The organism is Bacillus sp. CFBP9009, from assembly GCF_036541465.1.
Lineage (GTDB): Bacteria > Bacillota > Bacilli > Bacillales > DSM-1321 > Peribacillus.
Genome location: NZ_JAZHFU010000011.1, coordinates 18,722 through 36,814, shown reverse-complemented (window position 1 = coordinate 36,814; position 18,093 = coordinate 18,722). Strand labels below are relative to the sequence as shown.

At 41.8% G+C, this 18,093-nt stretch carries 15 protein-coding genes; 14 read left to right on the top strand and 1 reads right to left on the bottom strand.

The window, feature by feature from the left end; genetic code table 11:
• Positions 1 to 249: 249 nt before the first annotated feature.
• The 14 genes from V3595_RS20950 (at position 250) to V3595_RS20885 (ending at position 17,316) form a co-directional block, all read left to right on the top strand.
• The gene (locus V3595_RS20950) at positions 250 to 1,242 is read left to right on the top strand and encodes an alpha/beta hydrolase fold domain-containing protein (protein WP_485909277.1); all 993 of its coding nucleotides are present in this window, start codon (positions 250 to 252) and stop codon (positions 1,240 to 1,242) included.
• Positions 1,243 to 1,956: 714 nt separating this feature from the next.
• The gene (locus tag V3595_RS20945; RefSeq protein WP_485909275.1) at positions 1,957 to 3,315 is read left to right on the top strand and encodes an MFS transporter; all 1,359 of its coding nucleotides are present in this window, start codon (positions 1,957 to 1,959) and stop codon (positions 3,313 to 3,315) included.
• Between the two features lie 64 nt (positions 3,316 to 3,379).
• On the top strand, positions 3,380 to 3,835 hold the full coding sequence (locus V3595_RS20940) for a DUF3237 domain-containing protein (protein ID WP_485909273.1): 456 nt from the start codon (positions 3,380 to 3,382) through the stop codon (positions 3,833 to 3,835).
• A gap of 78 nt (positions 3,836 to 3,913) precedes the next feature.
• On the top strand, positions 3,914 to 6,124 hold the full coding sequence (locus V3595_RS20935; protein ID WP_485909271.1) for a helix-turn-helix domain-containing protein: 2,211 nt from the start codon (positions 3,914 to 3,916) through the stop codon (positions 6,122 to 6,124).
• Between the two features lie 150 nt (positions 6,125 to 6,274).
• A complete protein-coding gene (locus V3595_RS20930; protein ID WP_260356811.1) occupies positions 6,275 to 7,129 on the top strand; it encodes a 3-hydroxyacyl-CoA dehydrogenase family protein in 855 nt (284 codons plus the stop codon).
• Between the two features lie 20 nt (positions 7,130 to 7,149).
• Positions 7,150 to 7,926, top strand: a complete 777-nt coding sequence (locus tag V3595_RS20925; RefSeq protein WP_230177216.1) for an enoyl-CoA hydratase/isomerase family protein — start codon at positions 7,150 to 7,152, stop codon at positions 7,924 to 7,926.
• Positions 7,927 to 8,112: 186 nt separating this feature from the next.
• Positions 8,113 to 9,288 (top strand): acetyl-CoA C-acetyltransferase, encoded by a 1,176-nt coding sequence (locus V3595_RS20920; RefSeq protein ID WP_485909268.1) that lies wholly within the window; start codon positions 8,113 to 8,115, stop codon positions 9,286 to 9,288.
• A 272-nt stretch (positions 9,289 to 9,560) separates the two neighbouring features.
• Positions 9,561 to 11,108 (top strand): class I adenylate-forming enzyme family protein, encoded by a 1,548-nt coding sequence (locus V3595_RS20915; protein WP_485909266.1) that lies wholly within the window; start codon positions 9,561 to 9,563, stop codon positions 11,106 to 11,108.
• 25 nt (positions 11,109 to 11,133) lie between these two features.
• On the top strand, positions 11,134 to 11,553 hold the full coding sequence (locus tag V3595_RS20910; RefSeq protein WP_230177431.1) for an acyl-CoA thioesterase: 420 nt from the start codon (positions 11,134 to 11,136) through the stop codon (positions 11,551 to 11,553).
• 4 nt (positions 11,554 to 11,557) lie between these two features.
• Entirely contained in the window at positions 11,558 to 13,264 is a 1,707-nt protein-coding gene (locus tag V3595_RS20905; RefSeq protein ID WP_485909264.1) for an acyl-CoA dehydrogenase family protein, read from the top strand.
• A gap of 123 nt (positions 13,265 to 13,387) precedes the next feature.
• Complete coding sequence (locus V3595_RS20900; RefSeq protein ID WP_485909262.1) at positions 13,388 to 14,506, top strand: cupin domain-containing protein; 1,119 nt, start codon at positions 13,388 to 13,390, stop codon at positions 14,504 to 14,506.
• Between the two features lie 20 nt (positions 14,507 to 14,526).
• Positions 14,527 to 15,375: a fumarylacetoacetate hydrolase family protein gene (locus tag V3595_RS20895; protein ID WP_336863083.1), complete on the top strand. Its 849-nt coding sequence runs from the start codon at positions 14,527 to 14,529 to the stop codon at positions 15,373 to 15,375.
• Positions 15,376 to 15,460: 85 nt separating this feature from the next.
• Entirely contained in the window at positions 15,461 to 16,690 is a 1,230-nt protein-coding gene (locus V3595_RS20890; protein ID WP_485909260.1) for an FAD-dependent oxidoreductase, read from the top strand.
• 68 nt (positions 16,691 to 16,758) lie between these two features.
• Complete coding sequence (locus V3595_RS20885; protein ID WP_485909258.1) at positions 16,759 to 17,316, top strand: hypothetical protein; 558 nt, start codon at positions 16,759 to 16,761, stop codon at positions 17,314 to 17,316.
• Positions 17,317 to 17,549: 233 nt separating this feature from the next.
• On the opposite strand, the gene V3595_RS20880 is transcribed toward V3595_RS20885, so the two are convergent.
• Entirely contained in the window at positions 17,550 to 18,092 is a 543-nt protein-coding gene (locus V3595_RS20880; RefSeq protein ID WP_485909256.1) for a TVP38/TMEM64 family protein, read from the bottom strand.
• Position 18,093: the final 1 nt, after the last annotated feature.

Here is an 18,093-nt window from a genome sequence, read left to right as displayed (position 1 = left end):
TCCTACAGAAAGCGGCTAACAATTTTACACGCATGTTATTAATATAAAGACAAGGAAAAAACTCCAATTTTTAAGAGACTATCTGTTGATTTGTCAGCGCTTCCATTACAGTTTGGTCCTAATAAAGGAGGATACAATTCATGGACGTGGTTGAGTAAGAGTGTAGATTATGTAAGCGCTCAAATAAATCAATACATGCTATGGGTTATTATCATTAATCTTTAAAATATATTCTAGGAGGATAATTGAATGAAAATAAAAAAGGCTCCCTTTCTTTCTTTACTAATGGTTGGTATTCTTGCTGTTGCTACTCCACTTGCTAGTGCAGCTGACAACAAGGCTAAAATGTTAGAAGTCCCTATTAAGGAACCTTCTGTTAATTTAATTTCAGATGTTGTTTACTCTCAGCAACCTATTTATGGTGATTCCAATGTTCCACTAGAAATGGATATATTACAGCCTGAAGGTAAAAAACCACTTCCTGCAGTTGTATTTGTACCAGGAGGTGGATTCATGTCAGCTAATAACGATAAGTCTGTACAACAAAGAATGACCATTTCAGAGGCAGGTTACGTTGTCGCTAGTATTGAATATCGGGTTACGCCTCAGAGTACCTTCCCTTCACCACTTGAAGATGTGAAAGCGGGCATACGCTACCTGCGTGCCAATGCTGAAAAATTTAATATCGACCCTGATAATATCGTTGTAATGGGTAGTTCAGCTGGCGGATATCTTGCTGCGTTTGCTGGAATAACAAATGGTTTGGCGGAATTCGATAAAGGGGAAAATCTAGATCAAAGCAGTGATGTGAAAGCGGTTATCGATTTATATGGGCTTTCTGACTTAACGAGAGTTGGAGATGGCTTTTCAGAAGAGATTCAGGCCCTTCACAAATCTCCTTCCGCACCAGAAGGTATGTGGGTAAATGGACCTTCCGTAATGAGCCCTGGTGGTTCGATTTTTGATAATCTTGAAAAAGCAGCCAAAGCAAACCCCATCACATATATCACTAAGGATGCACCTCCGTTCTTAATCATGCACGGAGATAAAGATACACTTGTTTCACCAAATCAAACTGAAATATTACACGAAAATTTAATTAACAAAGGGGTTGATTCCACTTATTATGTTGTAAAAGGTGCTGGCCATGGTGGAACTCACTGGGTGCAACCAAAAGTCATGAAAATCTTGATTAACTTCTTAGATAAACAGGTAAAAGGTAAAGAAAATAAAAAGAACTAAAGAGAGAAAAATGAATTGAAGCTAAATCCTTCCGTGAATCATACGGAAGGATTTCTTAGTGTGCAGTGGATTCCAATGGAAATACGAAATTTTTATCTCAGTAAAACAAGAAACAAAAAGTCTGCAAAGCTCTTCTTCCAGAAAAGCTTTGCAGTCTATTTGAAATCAAACGAAAAAGTAGAAAGAAAAAACTCTACATAAACATTAATACGAAACTAACAAGCAATTTTCAAATGAATAGTAGACTCGGTAGAAGATACTGATAAGGCCATAACAAACAAGGTTAGTAGCCATAGGGGCACGCCCCTTATAAATTGTTTAGGAATCGAAAGAGATTAGGATCAAGGGAGATTTGAAAACGGAGTTCCCTGCTTTTCCAAAACACTATAAAAATTAGTCGAATGATTGAAGTCTAAGAAGAAAACTGTGCAAATTAAATTAGCGAACGTCTTCTTTCTTATATATCACTAAACTGTTTTACTAGTTAGGATAGGTTGCACTATCCGAATAGACTACATAATAACTGAAAATAAACTTCTTTTTTCCTACATTAAGTGGCTAACAATCCTTACCGCCAGCTAATAAAATTAGATTACGGAAAAGTCAGATACTTAAAAAGGAGGGAACAGAGGTTACAAAAAAATGAAAGCGTTTCCTATTGGTGCAGGATACGATTTGTTAAATGAAATCTAAATTTAAAGGGGGGCAATAATAATGAAGTTGATTAACCCAATGAAAGTAATTGACGGAAGCCGGATCCATTCATTCCATATTTGGCTTGTTTTCTGGCTTTTTCTCGTCATTTTGTTTGATGGATATGATGTTGTCATTTACGGGGCTGTCGTTCCATCCCTTATTAAGGAATGGGGAATATCGGATGTGACAGCAGGGGCAATTGGTAGTTATACGGTAATGGGGACAGCGGCCGGCGCAATCGTATTCGGGTTACTTGCAGACAAATTGGGCAGGAAGAAAATTATCTTGTTGACCATTTTCCTCTTCAGCTTTTTCACACTGCTATCTGGGTTCGCCAATGGACCGACAATGTTTATAATTTTTCGGGTCATTGCAGGTATTGGCCTAGGGGGAGTCATGCCAAATGTTATTGCCTTGACCACTGAATTTGCACCTAAGCACATCCGTTCTGCTCTCGTGTCATTCGTTTTTTGTGGTTATTCGGTTGGAGCTATAGCAGCTGCACTTACAAGCCGGTCGCTTCTGCCGACTGTTGGCTGGGAGCCCGTTTTCTGGCTCGCGGGAATCCCTCTTTTGTTCTTTCCATTGTTAATCAAAATCATACCGGAATCTGTTAGCTTCCTAATTCAAACTGGTAGAGTGGAAGAAGCCAAGAGAGTTCTTGCCAAGATTGATCCAACAATAAACGTGAAAGAGGCAATAGAACTTAAGAAACCTGATGAGAGAACACCAGGTTCACCTGTTATAAAATTGTTTGAACAAAAACGTGCAATAAGCACCGTAATGTTCTGGATTTCCTGCTTCAGCGCATTTATTTTGATTTACTCGATGAATACATGGCTTCCACGCCTTATGATGCAGGCTGGTTATGACCTTAAATCAAGCCTCACCTTTATTGCGGTCATGCAAATCGGAGCTATTGTAGGGACCATCGTATTTGGCCGATTGGTGGATAAACTGGGCTTTAAGAAAGTACTTGTTCCCCTGTTCTTCTGTGGTGCGATTGCCCTGTCGCTCATCGGCTTCACGAACAGTCCATTTATCGCATATGGCCTGATTTCAGTAATAGGTGCTGCATCGGTGGGTGTACAGAATATGTCAAATGCATTTGTTTCCCAGTATTATCCTACTGAAATGCGTTCCACGGCCCTAGGCAGTACCATGGCTTTTGGACGTATGGGGGGGATAGTGGCTCCAACATTCGTAGGTATTCTTCTTACAATGAACTTGCAGCCCCAGTATAACTTCGCAGCAATTGCAAGCGCAGCTGTGCTTGGGGGATTCGCGATGCTGTTCGTTCAGGAGAAGCATGGTAATTATAATAAGGAAGCGGACAAACCTGAATCGGCAGAAGATCGTTTGAATGCCGCTAAATAATATTCATAAATCCCGATGAGATACTCTCTTCGGGATTTACGACTGAGAGGAAGGGGAAGAGGAAATGAGCATAAACCTGAAGCATATTTTTACGGCAAACATACATGTGGACGATCCTATTGAAGTAGGGGATGTGGGAACGGGTATAAGAAGAGTCATTCCTATAACGGGTGGAACGTTTTCCGGACCTGGGATAAAAGGAATTGTTTTACCGGGTGGCGCGGATTACCAGATGATTCGATATGACGGCATGACGGAGGCACTTGCCCATTATACGATTCAAACAGAGGAGGGGGTGCTTATTTATGTTGTGAACAAAGGTTACCGGCATGGTCCCAAAGAAATTATTGACCGTATCATCCAAGGGGAAGAGGTTCCAATTGGATCTTATTATTTTAAAACGGCTCCCTTGTTTGAGACAGGGAGTGAAGAATATGCTTTTTTAAATCGAAATATTTTTGTAGGAGAAGGCATAAGAAGACCTTCTGAAGTGCAGATGAAATTTTATCAGGTACTATGATTTTTGGTTTTCCCTCTTTCATTATGTGTTTCTTCATTTACAATAGGATTAGGGAGAATTAGGAAGGAGGGATGGGTTTTGTCTAGCAGTAAAAGAGAGAAATTAATGAGAAAAGTAGATAACCATTTGCGAAAGACATCGCGTTATCTGATTAAGATTGACACCGAAGAAGAGGCACTGCAGTACTTGACCGATTCCTTTCGTTCTGAACTTTACTGCGATTTTGTTGGTGTCGTGTTAGAAGAGGGCGGGCAGCTTTTACCGAAAGCGTGGAGCGGCAACATACCTTCTGTAACCGAGGCCTTTCCATTTTCCACAGATGACTGTTCCTCCAAATTATTTCGGCAAAGTATGACGTATAAAACAGCGGAAGTGCCGGAAAAATGCCATATGGCAAAAGTATTGAAGAAGGCCAACATTAAAACATGGTTTACTGTCCCCCTCAAAGACGACATTCACCATTTTGGCTTCTGCATAGTTGGTTTCTTAAGCTTCGTCCCGCTTTTGGATATGGAAATTCACTTCGAGGAATTTGGAAAGGACATGGCAGTTGCCATGGCAATGGCGAGGGAAAAGGAAACACAGCTGAAAAAAATAGAAGGCATTGAATGGATTAGCAAAAACCTCTCACTCGATGCACCTCTTGAACAGCATATCGCCGAACTGACGTCTAGGGCAGGAAAAGGGACCAATGCCGACTTTGCGTGCATTTATTTATATAATGAGAAAGAAAACTGTTTTGTTTTCCAACAACCTGCTTACGGGAAGATGGAATACGCACACAAAATCATGATCCAAGACAATTATATGCTGAAAGACTACTTTCCCTTTCTGGAAACACCTGGTGGGAATCAGCTAACGATTCCTCTTTTCAATGATCTGAAACCAATAGGAGTCCTACATGTTGGGAACGAAGGGACAGGTGTATTTTCAGAAGATGATTTGAGAATGTTGGAGCTGTTGTCCAAACACGTTGCTGCTTTGCTCGAAAATGCTCGTTTATATCATAGCGAAAGAGATCATAAACACAGGCTTCAATTTCTTTTGGATTCTCAGCAAGCGCTTGTAAAAGAAACCGTTGAAGTTGACAATTTTGATGGAATCACAACCATGCTCGGCGGAATATTTCAAAGTTCGGTCATCTTATTTGACCGGTTTATGCGGGAGTTATCAGTTCTCGACTATGGACATGAAGGTGGTCCGCTATATACACATCAGTTGGCTGAAAGAGCAAAAGAAGAACTTGGTAACCAAAAAGGGAACGAGCTTATCACTATGCAAGATCCCACTAGCGCAGACTATTATTTTTCATTCTGGCCAGTTAGTGGCGGTGGCAATTTACTTGGCTACCTAGCCATTCGCAGGTCTGGTGTAGAAATGGATGAGTTCGACCGTCTGACGGTCGATTTAGCTCGGAATATTTGCTCAATCCAGTTTATAAAGCAAAAGCTCGTCCTGGATGCAAAAGAACAGGCAAAGGATAGCTTCATTAGCAAATTGCTGACAGAAAAAATTGATAATGAAGAAAGCATTATCCAATATGCAAACTTATTTCAATGGGACCTGTTCAGCCGCCATCGGTTGGCTGTTTTGTCCATTGAGCTTGATGGAAGTGAAATGGAGGGAAGCAATCTTCTTGAACAGCAGACGAAAAAAACGCTTGTTTGGGATTCAATAAAATCTCATCTGTCGGAGCTCGATCGCACTTTTATATCTGCATCACATGACGAAAAGTTTGTTCTACTTGTTTCAACTGAAATGGAAGGGAATAAGCCGAAAAAGTTTTGGGCTACGCTTTTTGAAAGTATTCAGCGCTGGGTCGCGAAGGGATTTATCGGATGTAAAGTACTGATGGGGGTCGGGAGTGAAACGGAGAATATCCAGGATTATTATGTGAGCTATCAGCAGGCCGTTCAGGCATTGAATATAGTTAGTAGTCGGTTCGAAAACACTGGCTATTCACTTTTTAAAGACCTCGGTTCCTATACCATTCTCCATCATTTGGGTCATTCAACTGCCATTGATTTATTTGTGAAGAGTCAACTAGGGCCTCTTATCAAATATTCAGAAGGGAAAAACATCGATTTGTTCAATACTCTCCATGTTTTCCTTCAAAATAACGGGAATGTAAAAGGTACGGCTGAAGAACTTTATATTCATCGGAGTTCCCTCATATACCGGCTTGAAAGGATCGAATTGCTTCTGGATGCCGAATTAAATGACGCTGAAGTCCGGTTTAATTTGATGATGGCATTAAAGCTTTATGATATGAATGGTGGACTTATCTAAAACAGCCTTTATAGGCTGTTTTTTTATCCTACAAAATAGCCGAAGTAATTATAGTTTTTTCCCTCATTTTGTAGGTACAAACCTAAGATTACCAAGGTTATAATTAATTTACAGAATATTGATAATTTTATATAGTCGGGAGATGGAGAGATGGCAATTCAAACAATCGGGGTAGTTGGTGCAGGTTCAATGGGTTCAGGTATAGCGAATCTAGCGGCAATGAATGGGTTTACCGTTATCTTGTGTGACATTGAAGACAGCTATTTGGAAAATGCAATAAAACGAATTGGAAAGTTTATGGATAAAAGTGTTGCAAGGGGAAAAATGACGGAAAACCAAAAACAGGAAACGCTTGGACGCATCCAAACCACGACGCGCCTCGAAGAAATGAAAGACGCGGACGTCGTGATTGAAGCCGTTCTGGAAGACCTTAATCTAAAAAAGGAAGTGTTCTCTGCACTCGACCAAATCGTTCGTGAAGGCGTGATTCTGGCAACTAACACATCATCGATGTCGATTACAGAAATTGCAGCAGCGACACAACATCCGGAACGGGTGGCTGGTATGCACTTTTTTAATCCTGCACAATTAATGAAACTTGTAGAGGTGGTTCGTGGATATCAGACAAGCGATGAAACTGTAGAGGAATTGAAAGCGCTCTCTAAACAGCTGACCAAAGAGCCGGTGGAGGTGAAAAAAGATACGCCGGGATTCATTGTCAACCGGATCATGATTCCACAGTTTATCGAGGCGATCAAGCTGCTTGAAGAAGGCGTGGCTTCTGCTGAAGATATCGATAAGGCCGTTACGCTAGGCTTGAACTATCCTATGGGTCCATTCACACTGCAGGACTTTGCGGGTGTGGATATTGGGTACCATGTGATGGAGTATTTCAAAGAGGAATTCAACGATGATCATTTTGCTCCCCCTCTTCTTCTGAAACAGCTAGTCAGGGCGGGGAGACACGGTAAGAAGACAGGCGCTGGGTTTTACGACTACGAATAATAAGAATGGGGTTGAATTGAATGTATAAATTTTTATTGTGTGAAATCGAAGATAAAATCGCGGTTGTAACCATTAACCGGCCGCCCGTCAATCCATTGAATACAAAGGTATTCCAAGAACTTTCAATCGTATTTGATGAGCTTGAAGCCAATGAAGATGTTCGAGCGATTGTCCTTACTGGCAGCGGAGAGAAAGCATTCGTTGCAGGAGCTGACATCAATGAAATGGCAAGTCTTGATCTTGTCGGAATCAATATGATGAACAAGACATCCAGAACGGTATTTACGAAAATTGAGAATGTGACAAAGCCGGTCATTGCTGCGTTGAATGGAATGGCGCTGGGTGGGGGTCTCGAGCTCGCGCTTGCCTGTGACCTGCGTATAAGTTCCGATCGTGCGAAGTTTGCTTTCCCGGAAGTTGGCCTCGGTATCATTCCAGGGGGAGGCGGTACCCAGCGGCTACAGAAGATCGTCGGACAGGGTGTTGCCAAAGAACTGCTTTATTTCGGCGATATGATCGATGCGCAACGGGCATTGGATTTGCATATCGTCAATAAATTGGTCGCAGCTGGTGAGGTGCTGGAGACAGCGAAGGAATGGGCCGGGAACTTGGCAAAAAAACCACCAGTTGCTCTTCAAATGGTGAAGACTGCAGTCAATGCAGGAGGCAATACTGACCTTGAATCGGGTTTGATTATCGAAAGCGTTTGCTTTGGCAATGCATTTTCAACGGAAGATCGGAAAGAAGGACTTAAGGCTTTCGTTGAAAAAAGAGAACCAATTTATTCAGGAAGATAAACAGTGAAGCAACACTAGATAAGTAAAACCCATAAACGTAGATATGAAGGCAATTAAAAAGGTTTTCAACTGTAGATTCCAACATTTAATGGTGGTAGCTAGGAACATGAGGCAAAATTATACGCCCAAAACTACGAGTATTGATTATCAGGTTTAAAAATAAAAAATTAAAATGAGGTGAATGAAGTGAAGGAAATCTTATTGTTAGAAGGAGCAAGGACGCCATTTGCTGAAATTTCCGGATCATTCCGTGATATCACAGCAACGGACTTAGGCGTCTTTGCCGCAAAAGAAGCCATACGGCGAGCCAAAGTTTCTGGTGAAGATATCGATCAAGTTGTATTCGGGAATGTGCAGCAATCAAGCAAAGATGCCCATTTGCTGGCGAGACATGTTGGGTTAAAAGCTGGTACCCCGATTCACGTCCCTGCATTGACCATTAATAGACTGTGTGGAACGGGTGTTGAATCTATTTTAACAGCGGCTCGTTACATTTTAACAGGAGAAGCGAATGTCATATTAGCAGGTGGAACTGAAAGCATGAGTCAGGTACCGCATGTAATTCGCGGAATGAGATGGGGAAGTCAACTAGGGGCGCCTGTTGTAGAAGACTGGGTATGGGACGGCCTATACGATACTTATGGAGAATGTACAATGGGTGAAACCGCTGAAAATTTGGCTGCCAAATATAGTCTGTCCAGGGAAGAAGTCGATCAGCACGCTCTCGCAAGCCATGAACGTGCCCTTGCTGCAAGAGAAAAAGGCTATTTAAATGAAGAAATTGTACCTGTGAACGTGAAAGGCAGAAAAGGCGATAAAGTCATAGAAGACGATGAACACATTCGGGAAACTAGCATGGAACAGCTTGGGAAACTGAAGGCGAGATTTGTTGAAAACGGGGTAGTTACACCAGGCAATGCGAGTGGCATGGTTGACGGGGCAGCGGCAGTCATTGTCGCCTCAAGTGACTATGCGGAAGTAAAAGGACTGAAGCCGATTGCTCGACTTGTTTCCTGGGACGTAGTAGGAGTAGAGCCAAAATACATGGGGATTGGACCTGTTCCGGCCATTCAAAGTGCATTAAAAAAAGCTAACTTAACAATCGCAGACTTAGATCTGATTGAAATCAATGAAGCATTCTCAGCTCAGTACCTTGCTTGTCAAAAAGAATTAGGCTTTGACCTTGAAATAGGAAATGTAAACGGTGGGGCAGTTGCAATGGGGCATCCGCTAGCGGCGAGCGGAACAAGAATCGTAACCGCACTCATTTATGAATTGAGAAGACGAAATAAAAAATATGGGGCAACAGCTGTTTGCATTGGCGGGGGTCAGGGAATTGCGGCAATTTGGGAAGCATTATAAAGTTGTGATTTATAGAACCGTATAATCAAAGTTTAAGGTAGTCCTTTTCCAGGGATTGAAAGGATTCTGTGTTCAAATGACGAAATAATTGCTGAAAATGCAGGGATTCATGGTCATTGGGATTAGGATTCCATAACGAGGCGTTCATGCTGAAAATAGAAGTTAATGTAGGCTAAAGTTAAAAGGGAAAACAAGTTTCTGGTTAAAAAAATCACATTTAGAGGCAGGAAAAATGGCGAGATTTTTAGAACCATACGGGAGCGAGTGAGTATATGGAAAAAGATCAGAATCTTTTGACAGTTTACGGCTTATTGGAGCGTGCTGTTTCAGCTAATGGGGATAAAGAAGCAATATATGATTTGAAGAGACGGGTCTCCTACCATGAAATGAAAAAGGATGTGGAACGGTTTGCCGGGACACTCTACAATCTGGGCATAAAAAAAATGGACCGGATTGCTGTGTCATTGCCCAACTGGTATGAAACAGCGGTTATATTTTTTGCTGCAGCCAAAATTGGGGCGGTGATCGTCCCCTTTAACCATAAATATCGAACACATGAAGTCGAATACATCTTAAAGAATTCCGAGCCGAAAGCGTTGATAGTGACGGAAGAATTTGATCAAAACTTTGGGTTAAAAGAAGCGCAGTCGATTGTGCCGTCATTGATCTCTGTACGGTTCACACGGGATGGCCTCCATCCATATGAGGACCAAACCGATGGTGATGTAATGGAAGCAGAAATTGATGTAAATAACGATCTATTTTGTATTTTATATACGTCCGGGACAACGGGCGTGCCAAAAGGCGTTATGATCACGCATAGAGGTGTGGTACAATCCGCGAATACATTGGCAGGGGAACTTAGATGTACTGAAGAGGACGTTTTTGTTGTATCAGCGCCGCTGTTTCATATCTTTGGCATGGCATGCAACTTGTTTTGCGGCGTATCCGCCGGGGCACGAATGGTGTTACAGGAAAAATATCATCCCCGTGAAACTCTTAAACTGATTGAACAAGAAAAAGTTACGATAAAGATGGGTGTACCGACCATGTTCATTAAAGAAATGGAACTGGAGGATTTTGATAGTTACGACTTGTCGACATTGCGTACAGGCATGGTGGGATCTGCTCCAATTCCACCAAGTAAAGTCAAGGAAATACGAGATCGCATGGGCATAAAACTTTGTCAATCATTTGGGATAACGGAAACGGTTACGGTTACATTGACTCCTTATGATGATGACGAACAGAAAATAACGAAGACACTAGGAAAACCGATTCCTGGGGTTGAGTTGAAAATTGTTGATGAAAACCGGCTTGAAATCCCATTAGGGAAAACAGGAGAGATAGCCCTCAAAAGCTTTGGGATAATGAAAGGCTATTACAAAATGCAAGAACATACGGACGATGTTCTAGATCGGGAAGGCTGGTTCTATACCGGTGATCTAGGTGTGCAGGATGAAGAAGGATATCTGCATTTTGTAGGCAGAAAAAAAGAAATGATAATCCGTGGGGGCTATAACATATATCCTCAGGAAATTGAAAGTGTGCTGACCAAACATCCAAACATAATGGTTGCTGCAGTCGTGGGCATTCCAGATGAAGTGCTTGGTGAAGTGGTGTGCGCGTTCATTCAGCTAAAAAAAGGAACAGAAATTTCAGAAGGTGAAATTAAAGCCTTTGTAAAGAAACAAATAGCAAATTATAAAGTCCCGGAAAAACTCATGTTCATTGAGGATTTTCCAATGACGGCTAGCGGAAAAATCCAAAAATCGAGACTTCTTGATCAAATGGATGCGAAGGTCAGTCGTCCAGTCTGAAATTGAAAGGAGCATATCTAACATGATAGCAGAATATTCGTTCCAGGTAAGATGGGGTGACACGGACGCAGCAGGAATAGTGTTTTATCCCAACTTTTATAAATGGATGGATGAAGCCACTCATGAATATTTGTCAGCCCTAGGGTATCCATCCTCCAAACTTTATGCAGAACAGCAAATTGGTGTCCCTTTATTAGAAGCTAACTGCATTTTCAAATGTCCTCTTTTCTTTGAGGATAGTGTGGTTGTGCAAAGTACAGTTGAAGAATTACAAAACAAAGTATTTAAATTGCGACATGCTTTTATTAGAGGCGAACAAATAGTAGCTGAAGGGTATGAATTACGTGCCTGGACATCATTTGAGGGTAAACCGAAGGCGCTACCGGTTCCTGAAGATATCCGAAAAAAAATGATGCCGAAAACCCACCAGTCTATGAAGAGGTGAATACATGCTTACGGAAAAAAAGGAAATTAAACATTTTTTGAATACTGACATCCTTCCTGACGAAATTTTCACACCCGAAGATTTTAGTGATGAACATATTATGCTGGAAGAGATGACTTGGAAATTTGTGAAGAACAGAGTTTATCCTGCAATAGGAAACATAGAAAACCAGGAGTTTGATGAAACAGTGCGTCTTATCAAAGAGGCAGGTGAACTCGGGCTGATCAGCGCAGATATTCCAGAGCAAGATGGCGGGCTAGAGCTTGGCAAAGTCAGTGCGTCCATCATATCTGAAAAAATGGCGCTTGGCCGTTCGTTTTCCATTACATTTGGAGGGCAAACCGGAATTGGGGCGTTGCCAATTGCCTATTTTGGAACTGTGAAACAAAAGGCGATGTATCTCCCAAAAATGTTATCTGGTGAGACTATAGCTGCATATGCATTAACCGAACCTTCATCCGGCACGGATGCAATGAGTGCAAAGACAACAGCGGCACTTTCGAAATGTGGGAAATATTACATTTTAAATGGAGAAAAACAGTGGATTACCAACTCTTCTATCGCTGGCCTATTTATTGTGTATGCAAAAGTGAACGGTGAAAAGTTTACTGCTTTCATTATTGAAAGAGATTACGAAGGAGTCTCCATTAGTCCTGAAGAAAAGAAAATGGGGTTGCGGGGGTCTTCCACATGTTCTCTTATTTTGGATAATGTAAGAGTACCTTCTGAAAATGTTATTGGTGAAGTAGGGCGTGGGCATATTATTGCGTTTAACGTATTGAATATCGGCCGCCATAAGCTTTCAGCCACTTCATTGGGAACTGCAAAGAGATCGATTGAGCTAGCAGTTAGCTATGCCAATGAAAGGAAGCAATTTGGCCAGCCTATTTCCAGCTTCAACTTAATCAAAAATAAACTGGCTGATATGGCTATAAAAACATACGCTAATGAAAGTTCAGTGTATAGAACTGCAGGCGCGATGCAGGAAGGGTTTGCAAATATGAAACAAACGGGCTCCGATGACTTTTGTGAAACGATTTCCCGTTATGCTTTAGCATGTTCGATTAACAAAGTTATGTCCACGGAAGTTCTTGACTTTATCGTAGATGAAGCCTTGCAGATCCACGGTGGATATGGATATATGGAAGGATATGAAATAGAGTCACTATATCGTGATTCCAGGGTTAATCGGATTTTTGAAGGTACGAATGAAATTAATAGGACCCTGATTGCTTCAACATTACTGAAAACCTATGAATTTCCTAGTAAGAAAGGAAATGTTGACGAGGGGACGCTGCTACGTGAAAAGCAGACACTTCAGCTGATGAAAAAGCTTTATCATTCTACAATAGAGTCTGTTCGGAAGAACGACCTGATAAATCTAAATCAAGAACAGGAAACAGCTGCATTTATCGCGGACCTAGTCATCGGAATTTATTCGGCGGAAAGCTCCATTTTACGAACGGAAAAAGCAGTGCAGATAACAGGGAAAGATAAAAACAGCCAAAAAATTGCTTATACGAAAGTATTTATACATGAAACATCCCAAATGGTCGCCATCAGAGCCTTAAATATTCTAAATCATCTCGGTGATGATGAAGCATTTTCGCGGATTGCTGGCCGTCTTATCATGAGTTGCCCGGAAGATATTGTGGAAGTGAAGCGTAAAATAGCGGATGTAATTATTAAAGCTGAAAAATATGTTTCTTAGTTATTAGTGCAGATACCTGATCAGCTACCGAGATAATTGGGAGTGGTAAATAAAGTTGGATTATTAGATTTAATTATGGAATCGCTTTCAAATCATGAATTTATTTTAAAAGGAGTGAATTGAATGGCTAAAAGTGTAGTTTATACACAGGAAAAGCTAGATCAGTATTATGAAGGAATGAAGAAAAGAAATCTTGGCCCTCTATGGTACGACCTTGGCCATATGGTAACCAAAGAGCCGGTACATGATGTAGAGCCGTATTTATGGAAGTGGAAATCCATCCGTGAATATGTGCTGACTGCAGGGGAATTGCTGGAGCCGGGGAAAGACGCAGAACGCCGTGTAGTGTATCTTCAAAATCCGAGCCTGCTGAAGCGAGGTCTTGTTGGCTATGGGACACATACTTTATATGCTGGCATTCAGCTACTGCTACCTGGTGAGAGCGCCCCCTCCCATCATCACTCACAATCTGCGATCCGTTTTGTTATTGAAGGGGACGGGGCATACACGGCGGTTAATGGAGAGAAAACGTATATGGAACGTGGAGACATGATTTTGACGCCGGCCTGGACTTGGCATGAGCACAAGCATGAAGGGATAGAGCCGATGTTTTGGATGGATGGGCTAGATGTCGGTCTCGTCCGCACGATGGCTGCATCGTTTTTTGAGCCTTATGAGGAAGAGTCTTACCCGATGGAAGCACCAGAAAACTATGCTAATCAGCAATTTTCAATGGGAGCGTTCAAAAAGCTAAATGAAAAATCAAATCCTGATTATCCATCACCAATTTTCGGTTACAAATTCGATCGTGTTAAATATTTGCTTAATCAGATGACAGAAGCAGATTTTGACCCGTTTGACGGATATGCGATTGAATATATTAACCCAACCACAGGTGGCTCTGCTGATTCCCGCATTGGCACAATGATGCAAAAGCTGAAACCAGGTCAGCAAACGAAAGCGCACCGACATGTTCACAGCGCAATTTTTCATGTTCTTGAAGGTACAGGCTATACGGTCATTGATGGTCAGAAGTTTGAATGGGAAAAAGGAGATTTCTTTATTCTACCACCATGGAGCAATCATGAGCATGTGAACACGGGATCAGAAGATGTGTTCCTATTCTCCTTCAATGACAAACCCGTCATGGAAAAACTAGAGCTTGAATTCAGCGAGGGATACCAAGAAAATGATGGACACCAGGTAGTGAAAAAAGTCTTTATTCCTGACGGAACCGTTTGAGAAGAGAAGGGGGAGGTATTGTGAAGATTGCTATTTTTAATGACGATTTACTTGGAGTGGTAATGGGAGACCGTGTAACAGATGTATCAAAAGTAGCAGGGTGGGATAAAGCTGACCCGAATTCTTCTTTCCTCAAGCTCGTTGAAAATTTTAATGAACTAAAAGAGGAAATGAATCGGGAAGCGGAAACAGGAACTTCGTATTCATTGAACGAGGTGACATTGAAGTCCCCCGTACCAAGTACACGGAAAATTTGGGCTGCACCTGTGAACTATCGAAAACATCAAGAAGAAATGAATGAAATATTCAACAACGCACCTAGGACAATCGAAGAAATTGCCTTGTTTCTGAAATCACCTGAGTCCCTATCTGGCCCCTCCGATCCCATTTTACTTCCTTATAAGGATCGTCGTACGGACCATGAAGCTGAGCTTGGATATGTGGTCGGTAAAAAGGCGAAAAATATAAAGGTGGAAGAGGCAAAAGATTATATCTTTGGTTACTTTGCCTTATTGGATATTTCCATTCGGGGCAATGAAGAGCGGACCTGGCGAAAGTCGTTTGATTCATTTACTCCGATCGGACCATGGATTGTGACTTCCGATGAAGTCGAAGATCCAAATGACTTGGCCATGACATTATGGGTGAACGATGAAGTGCGTCAGGATGGAAGTACAAAACATCTCATTTACGATTGTTACAAATGTTTTGAAGTGGCATGCGATAATATGACGCTCCTTCCTGGAGATATTGTGGCAACGGGTACCCCTGAAGGAGTTGGTCCGATTGAAGAGGGGGATTGTGTCCGCATTAAAATTGACAAAATTGGTGAATTCACCGTAGATGTTAAACTGGCCGGTGAAGTTTAAGGAATTGTAAAACTGAAAATGTCTATTTGCCTTATAATTCTAACCACAAATAATCATAAAATATTAAATAAGGAGAATCTAATCTATGGAAAAAATAAATAAATGCGATGTAATAGTTGTTGGCGCTGGCCCGGTTGGTTTAGTTGCAGGTCTTGCATTGAAGCAAAAAGGAATTTCTTCTGTAGTAATAGAAGCGGATCCGCACGGACGTCCTCGTCCGGGTAGCCGGGCGATCTATATGCACAGTGCAACTCTAAAACTTTTGGAAGAAATTTCGAAAGGACTGGGGTTCACACTGGGGCGCAATGGGATCATTTGGCCTGTTAAGCGAACACTTTATAAAGGAAAAGAAGTATATGTCCGTAATTATGGATTTACGGATAATACCGATCAAAATAAATTACCCCATTTCACGGCATTGCACCAAGATGATATCGAAAACCACATTTATGATGCCTGTCTTGACGCTGGTGTTGAGTTCGTTTGGGATTCACCAGTGAAAAAATTGGATATTACCGGTGCTGGGGTGAGATTGACTACAAAATCCGGTGAAGTGTGGGAAGCACAATACATTATTGGCAGTGACGGATCACATTCAGTTGTAAGAGAACAGGCTGGTTTAAAATTTGAAGGACCGCGAACGGCAGATACATTCCTTGTAGTTGATGTAAAAGAGGATGAGGAAAATCCCCTGCCGCTTGAGCGTACATTTCATTATCAACACCCAGCAATGGGAGGAAGGAATGTGATGTTTGTTCCGTTTAAAGGTGGCTGGCGGGTGGACCTTCAGCTTTTAGAAGGGGACAATCCGGATGACTATACAAATATCGAGGGTGTCAAAAAGTGGCTTCCAAAAGTGATGGATGCTAAATATGCTGAGCGTATTACATGGGTATCTACATATCGTTTCCATCAGGTCGTTGCCAATTCCTTTACAGATGAAAAAAGGCGAGTTCTTCTCGCCGGTGAAGCAGCCCATTTATTTGCACCTTTTGGTGCCCGTGGATTAAACTCCGGAGTACCGGATGCAATTATTTCTGTACGGGGGATTAAGAAAGCGCTTCAATCTAACTCTGAAACGGAGCGAAAAGAAGCAATTGATGCAGTTGCCACCGAAAGACGTATTGCCGCAAAGTGGAACCGTGACGGATCAACCACTGCATTGCATCACCTTCAAGGGGATGCCCCTGAAATGAACTTAAAGCGTGAACTTGCAGCATCCCTCGTATCCATAGTTCCAAGACTGGGACGCTGGCTCGATGAAGGCCCATATGGACCGAAATTTGGTCCTCCAGAACTGACAACAAAATATTAACAGACATTGGTCGGCAGGGGAATCCCAGTCAGCCTGATAAAACGGAGGTATGAAAGGAGCGGACTAATATGGCTTTAGCCGGAATAATCAATGAAGAAAAGTACGGTACGGACGCACGGTCTGCCAATGAAATGATTGTGCGACTTACTTCCATAGACTGGTATTCACAAGTCGGGGTAAAGTGTAATGAAGCAGAGAAAAAAGTAGATCAGTTTATGAACGCAATTGGCGTCAGTGAATATAAAATAAAGTGGCTTTCGGCAACTCAGGTTTCAGAGGCAATCAGCTGTCTTTCGTTTGAAAGAAGTACACTTTGGGAAGTTCTAAAGGAATTACCAGATCAACTTAAGGAAAAGATCGATGCCGCTGGAAATGAAAAGCTGCTTGCAGATATCGTCGACAAAGTGCCGGAGGCCGTTTTTCATGGAGCATATAAACATGCATTCAACGCATTTAGGGATGAAAAAGCAATAAAGTTCCTCGTTGGCCATGCCATGTATATAAGTGTTCTTGCTTGTACAGCTGAACTTGCTGGTGAAGAAAACCCATTTTCCTTTATTGTAGAATTGCTTGAAGATGGACATCTGCCGCTCGGTCCTGAAGGAAATACATTTTATCTTCTATAATTTAAGAAGCAAACATGATAGTGATGTTTGCGTGCTAATATCACCTACTCACACATACCGGATAACACATATTGTAGTGTTAAGATACTATTGCAAACAGAGACTTTTGAAGACTACCATCTTTCAATAAGAAAACAAGGTTGCCAGAAACGGATAATCTGGTGCAGCCTTGTTTTCGCTTCAGTTTTATATACGAATAGTTATATGCCTAAGAACAACTTGTTAGATTCGGATTATAACTTATTCCTATTAAAGTAATAAACGACTGCGATTACCAGGATCAACAGTACCAAAACAATCCTTACATCGTCCGATGCCTCCAATACTTGTGTCACCGAATACGCCTCGACAAGGAGGGAAGGCAGTTTTCCGATGGATGTAGCGAGGAAGAAAATCATCATTCCCGTCTTGCTTAATGCGGCTGTTAGGTTGATCACGCCAGATGGTATAAAAGGAAGGAGCCTAAGCATCAGGATCATCCAAAATGCATGAAACCCTTGTGACTTTTGCAGCTTCATGACCCACCGGTTCTTCATGAACTTCGGTTGGAATGTTTGAAAGCCCTTTCGATATAACCAAAAGCTGACCACTGCACCGGCAATTTCCCCCATGTAAGAAAGGATCAATCCCTTTTCAAATCCAAATACGGTGATATTGGCGGCCGTGATGAATACGCTTGGAATAAAACCAAGCACGCTAATCAATATATTGAACACTAAACTTACAGCAATGGAAAAAGGGCCGCTGGATAGTAATGCCTCAGAAATGAAATTCATA

Bases quoted from the DNA above. Each gene is read 5' to 3' on its own strand.
- V3595_RS20950 (WP_485909277.1), top strand. From the start codon at position 250: ATGAAAATAAAAAAGGCTCCCTTTCTTTCTTTACTAATGGTTGGTATT.
- V3595_RS20945 (WP_485909275.1), top strand. From the start codon at position 1,957: ATGAAGTTGATTAACCCAATGAAAGTAATTGACGGAAGCCGGATCCAT.
- V3595_RS20940 (WP_485909273.1), top strand. From the start codon at position 3,380: ATGAGCATAAACCTGAAGCATATTTTTACGGCAAACATACATGTGGAC.
- V3595_RS20930 (WP_260356811.1), top strand. From the start codon at position 6,275: ATGGCAATTCAAACAATCGGGGTAGTTGGTGCAGGTTCAATGGGTTCA.
- V3595_RS20925 (WP_230177216.1), top strand. From the start codon at position 7,150: ATGTATAAATTTTTATTGTGTGAAATCGAAGATAAAATCGCGGTTGTA.
- V3595_RS20915 (WP_485909266.1), top strand. From the start codon at position 9,561: ATGGAAAAAGATCAGAATCTTTTGACAGTTTACGGCTTATTGGAGCGT.
- V3595_RS20905 (WP_485909264.1), top strand. From the start codon at position 11,558: ATGCTTACGGAAAAAAAGGAAATTAAACATTTTTTGAATACTGACATC.
- V3595_RS20900 (WP_485909262.1), top strand. From the start codon at position 13,388: ATGGCTAAAAGTGTAGTTTATACACAGGAAAAGCTAGATCAGTATTAT.
- V3595_RS20890 (WP_485909260.1), top strand. From the start codon at position 15,461: ATGGAAAAAATAAATAAATGCGATGTAATAGTTGTTGGCGCTGGCCCG.
- V3595_RS20885 (WP_485909258.1), top strand. From the start codon at position 16,759: ATGGCTTTAGCCGGAATAATCAATGAAGAAAAGTACGGTACGGACGCA.
- V3595_RS20880 (WP_485909256.1), bottom strand. From the start codon at position 18,092: ATGAATTTCATTTCTGAGGCATTACTATCCAGCGGCCCTTTTTCCATT.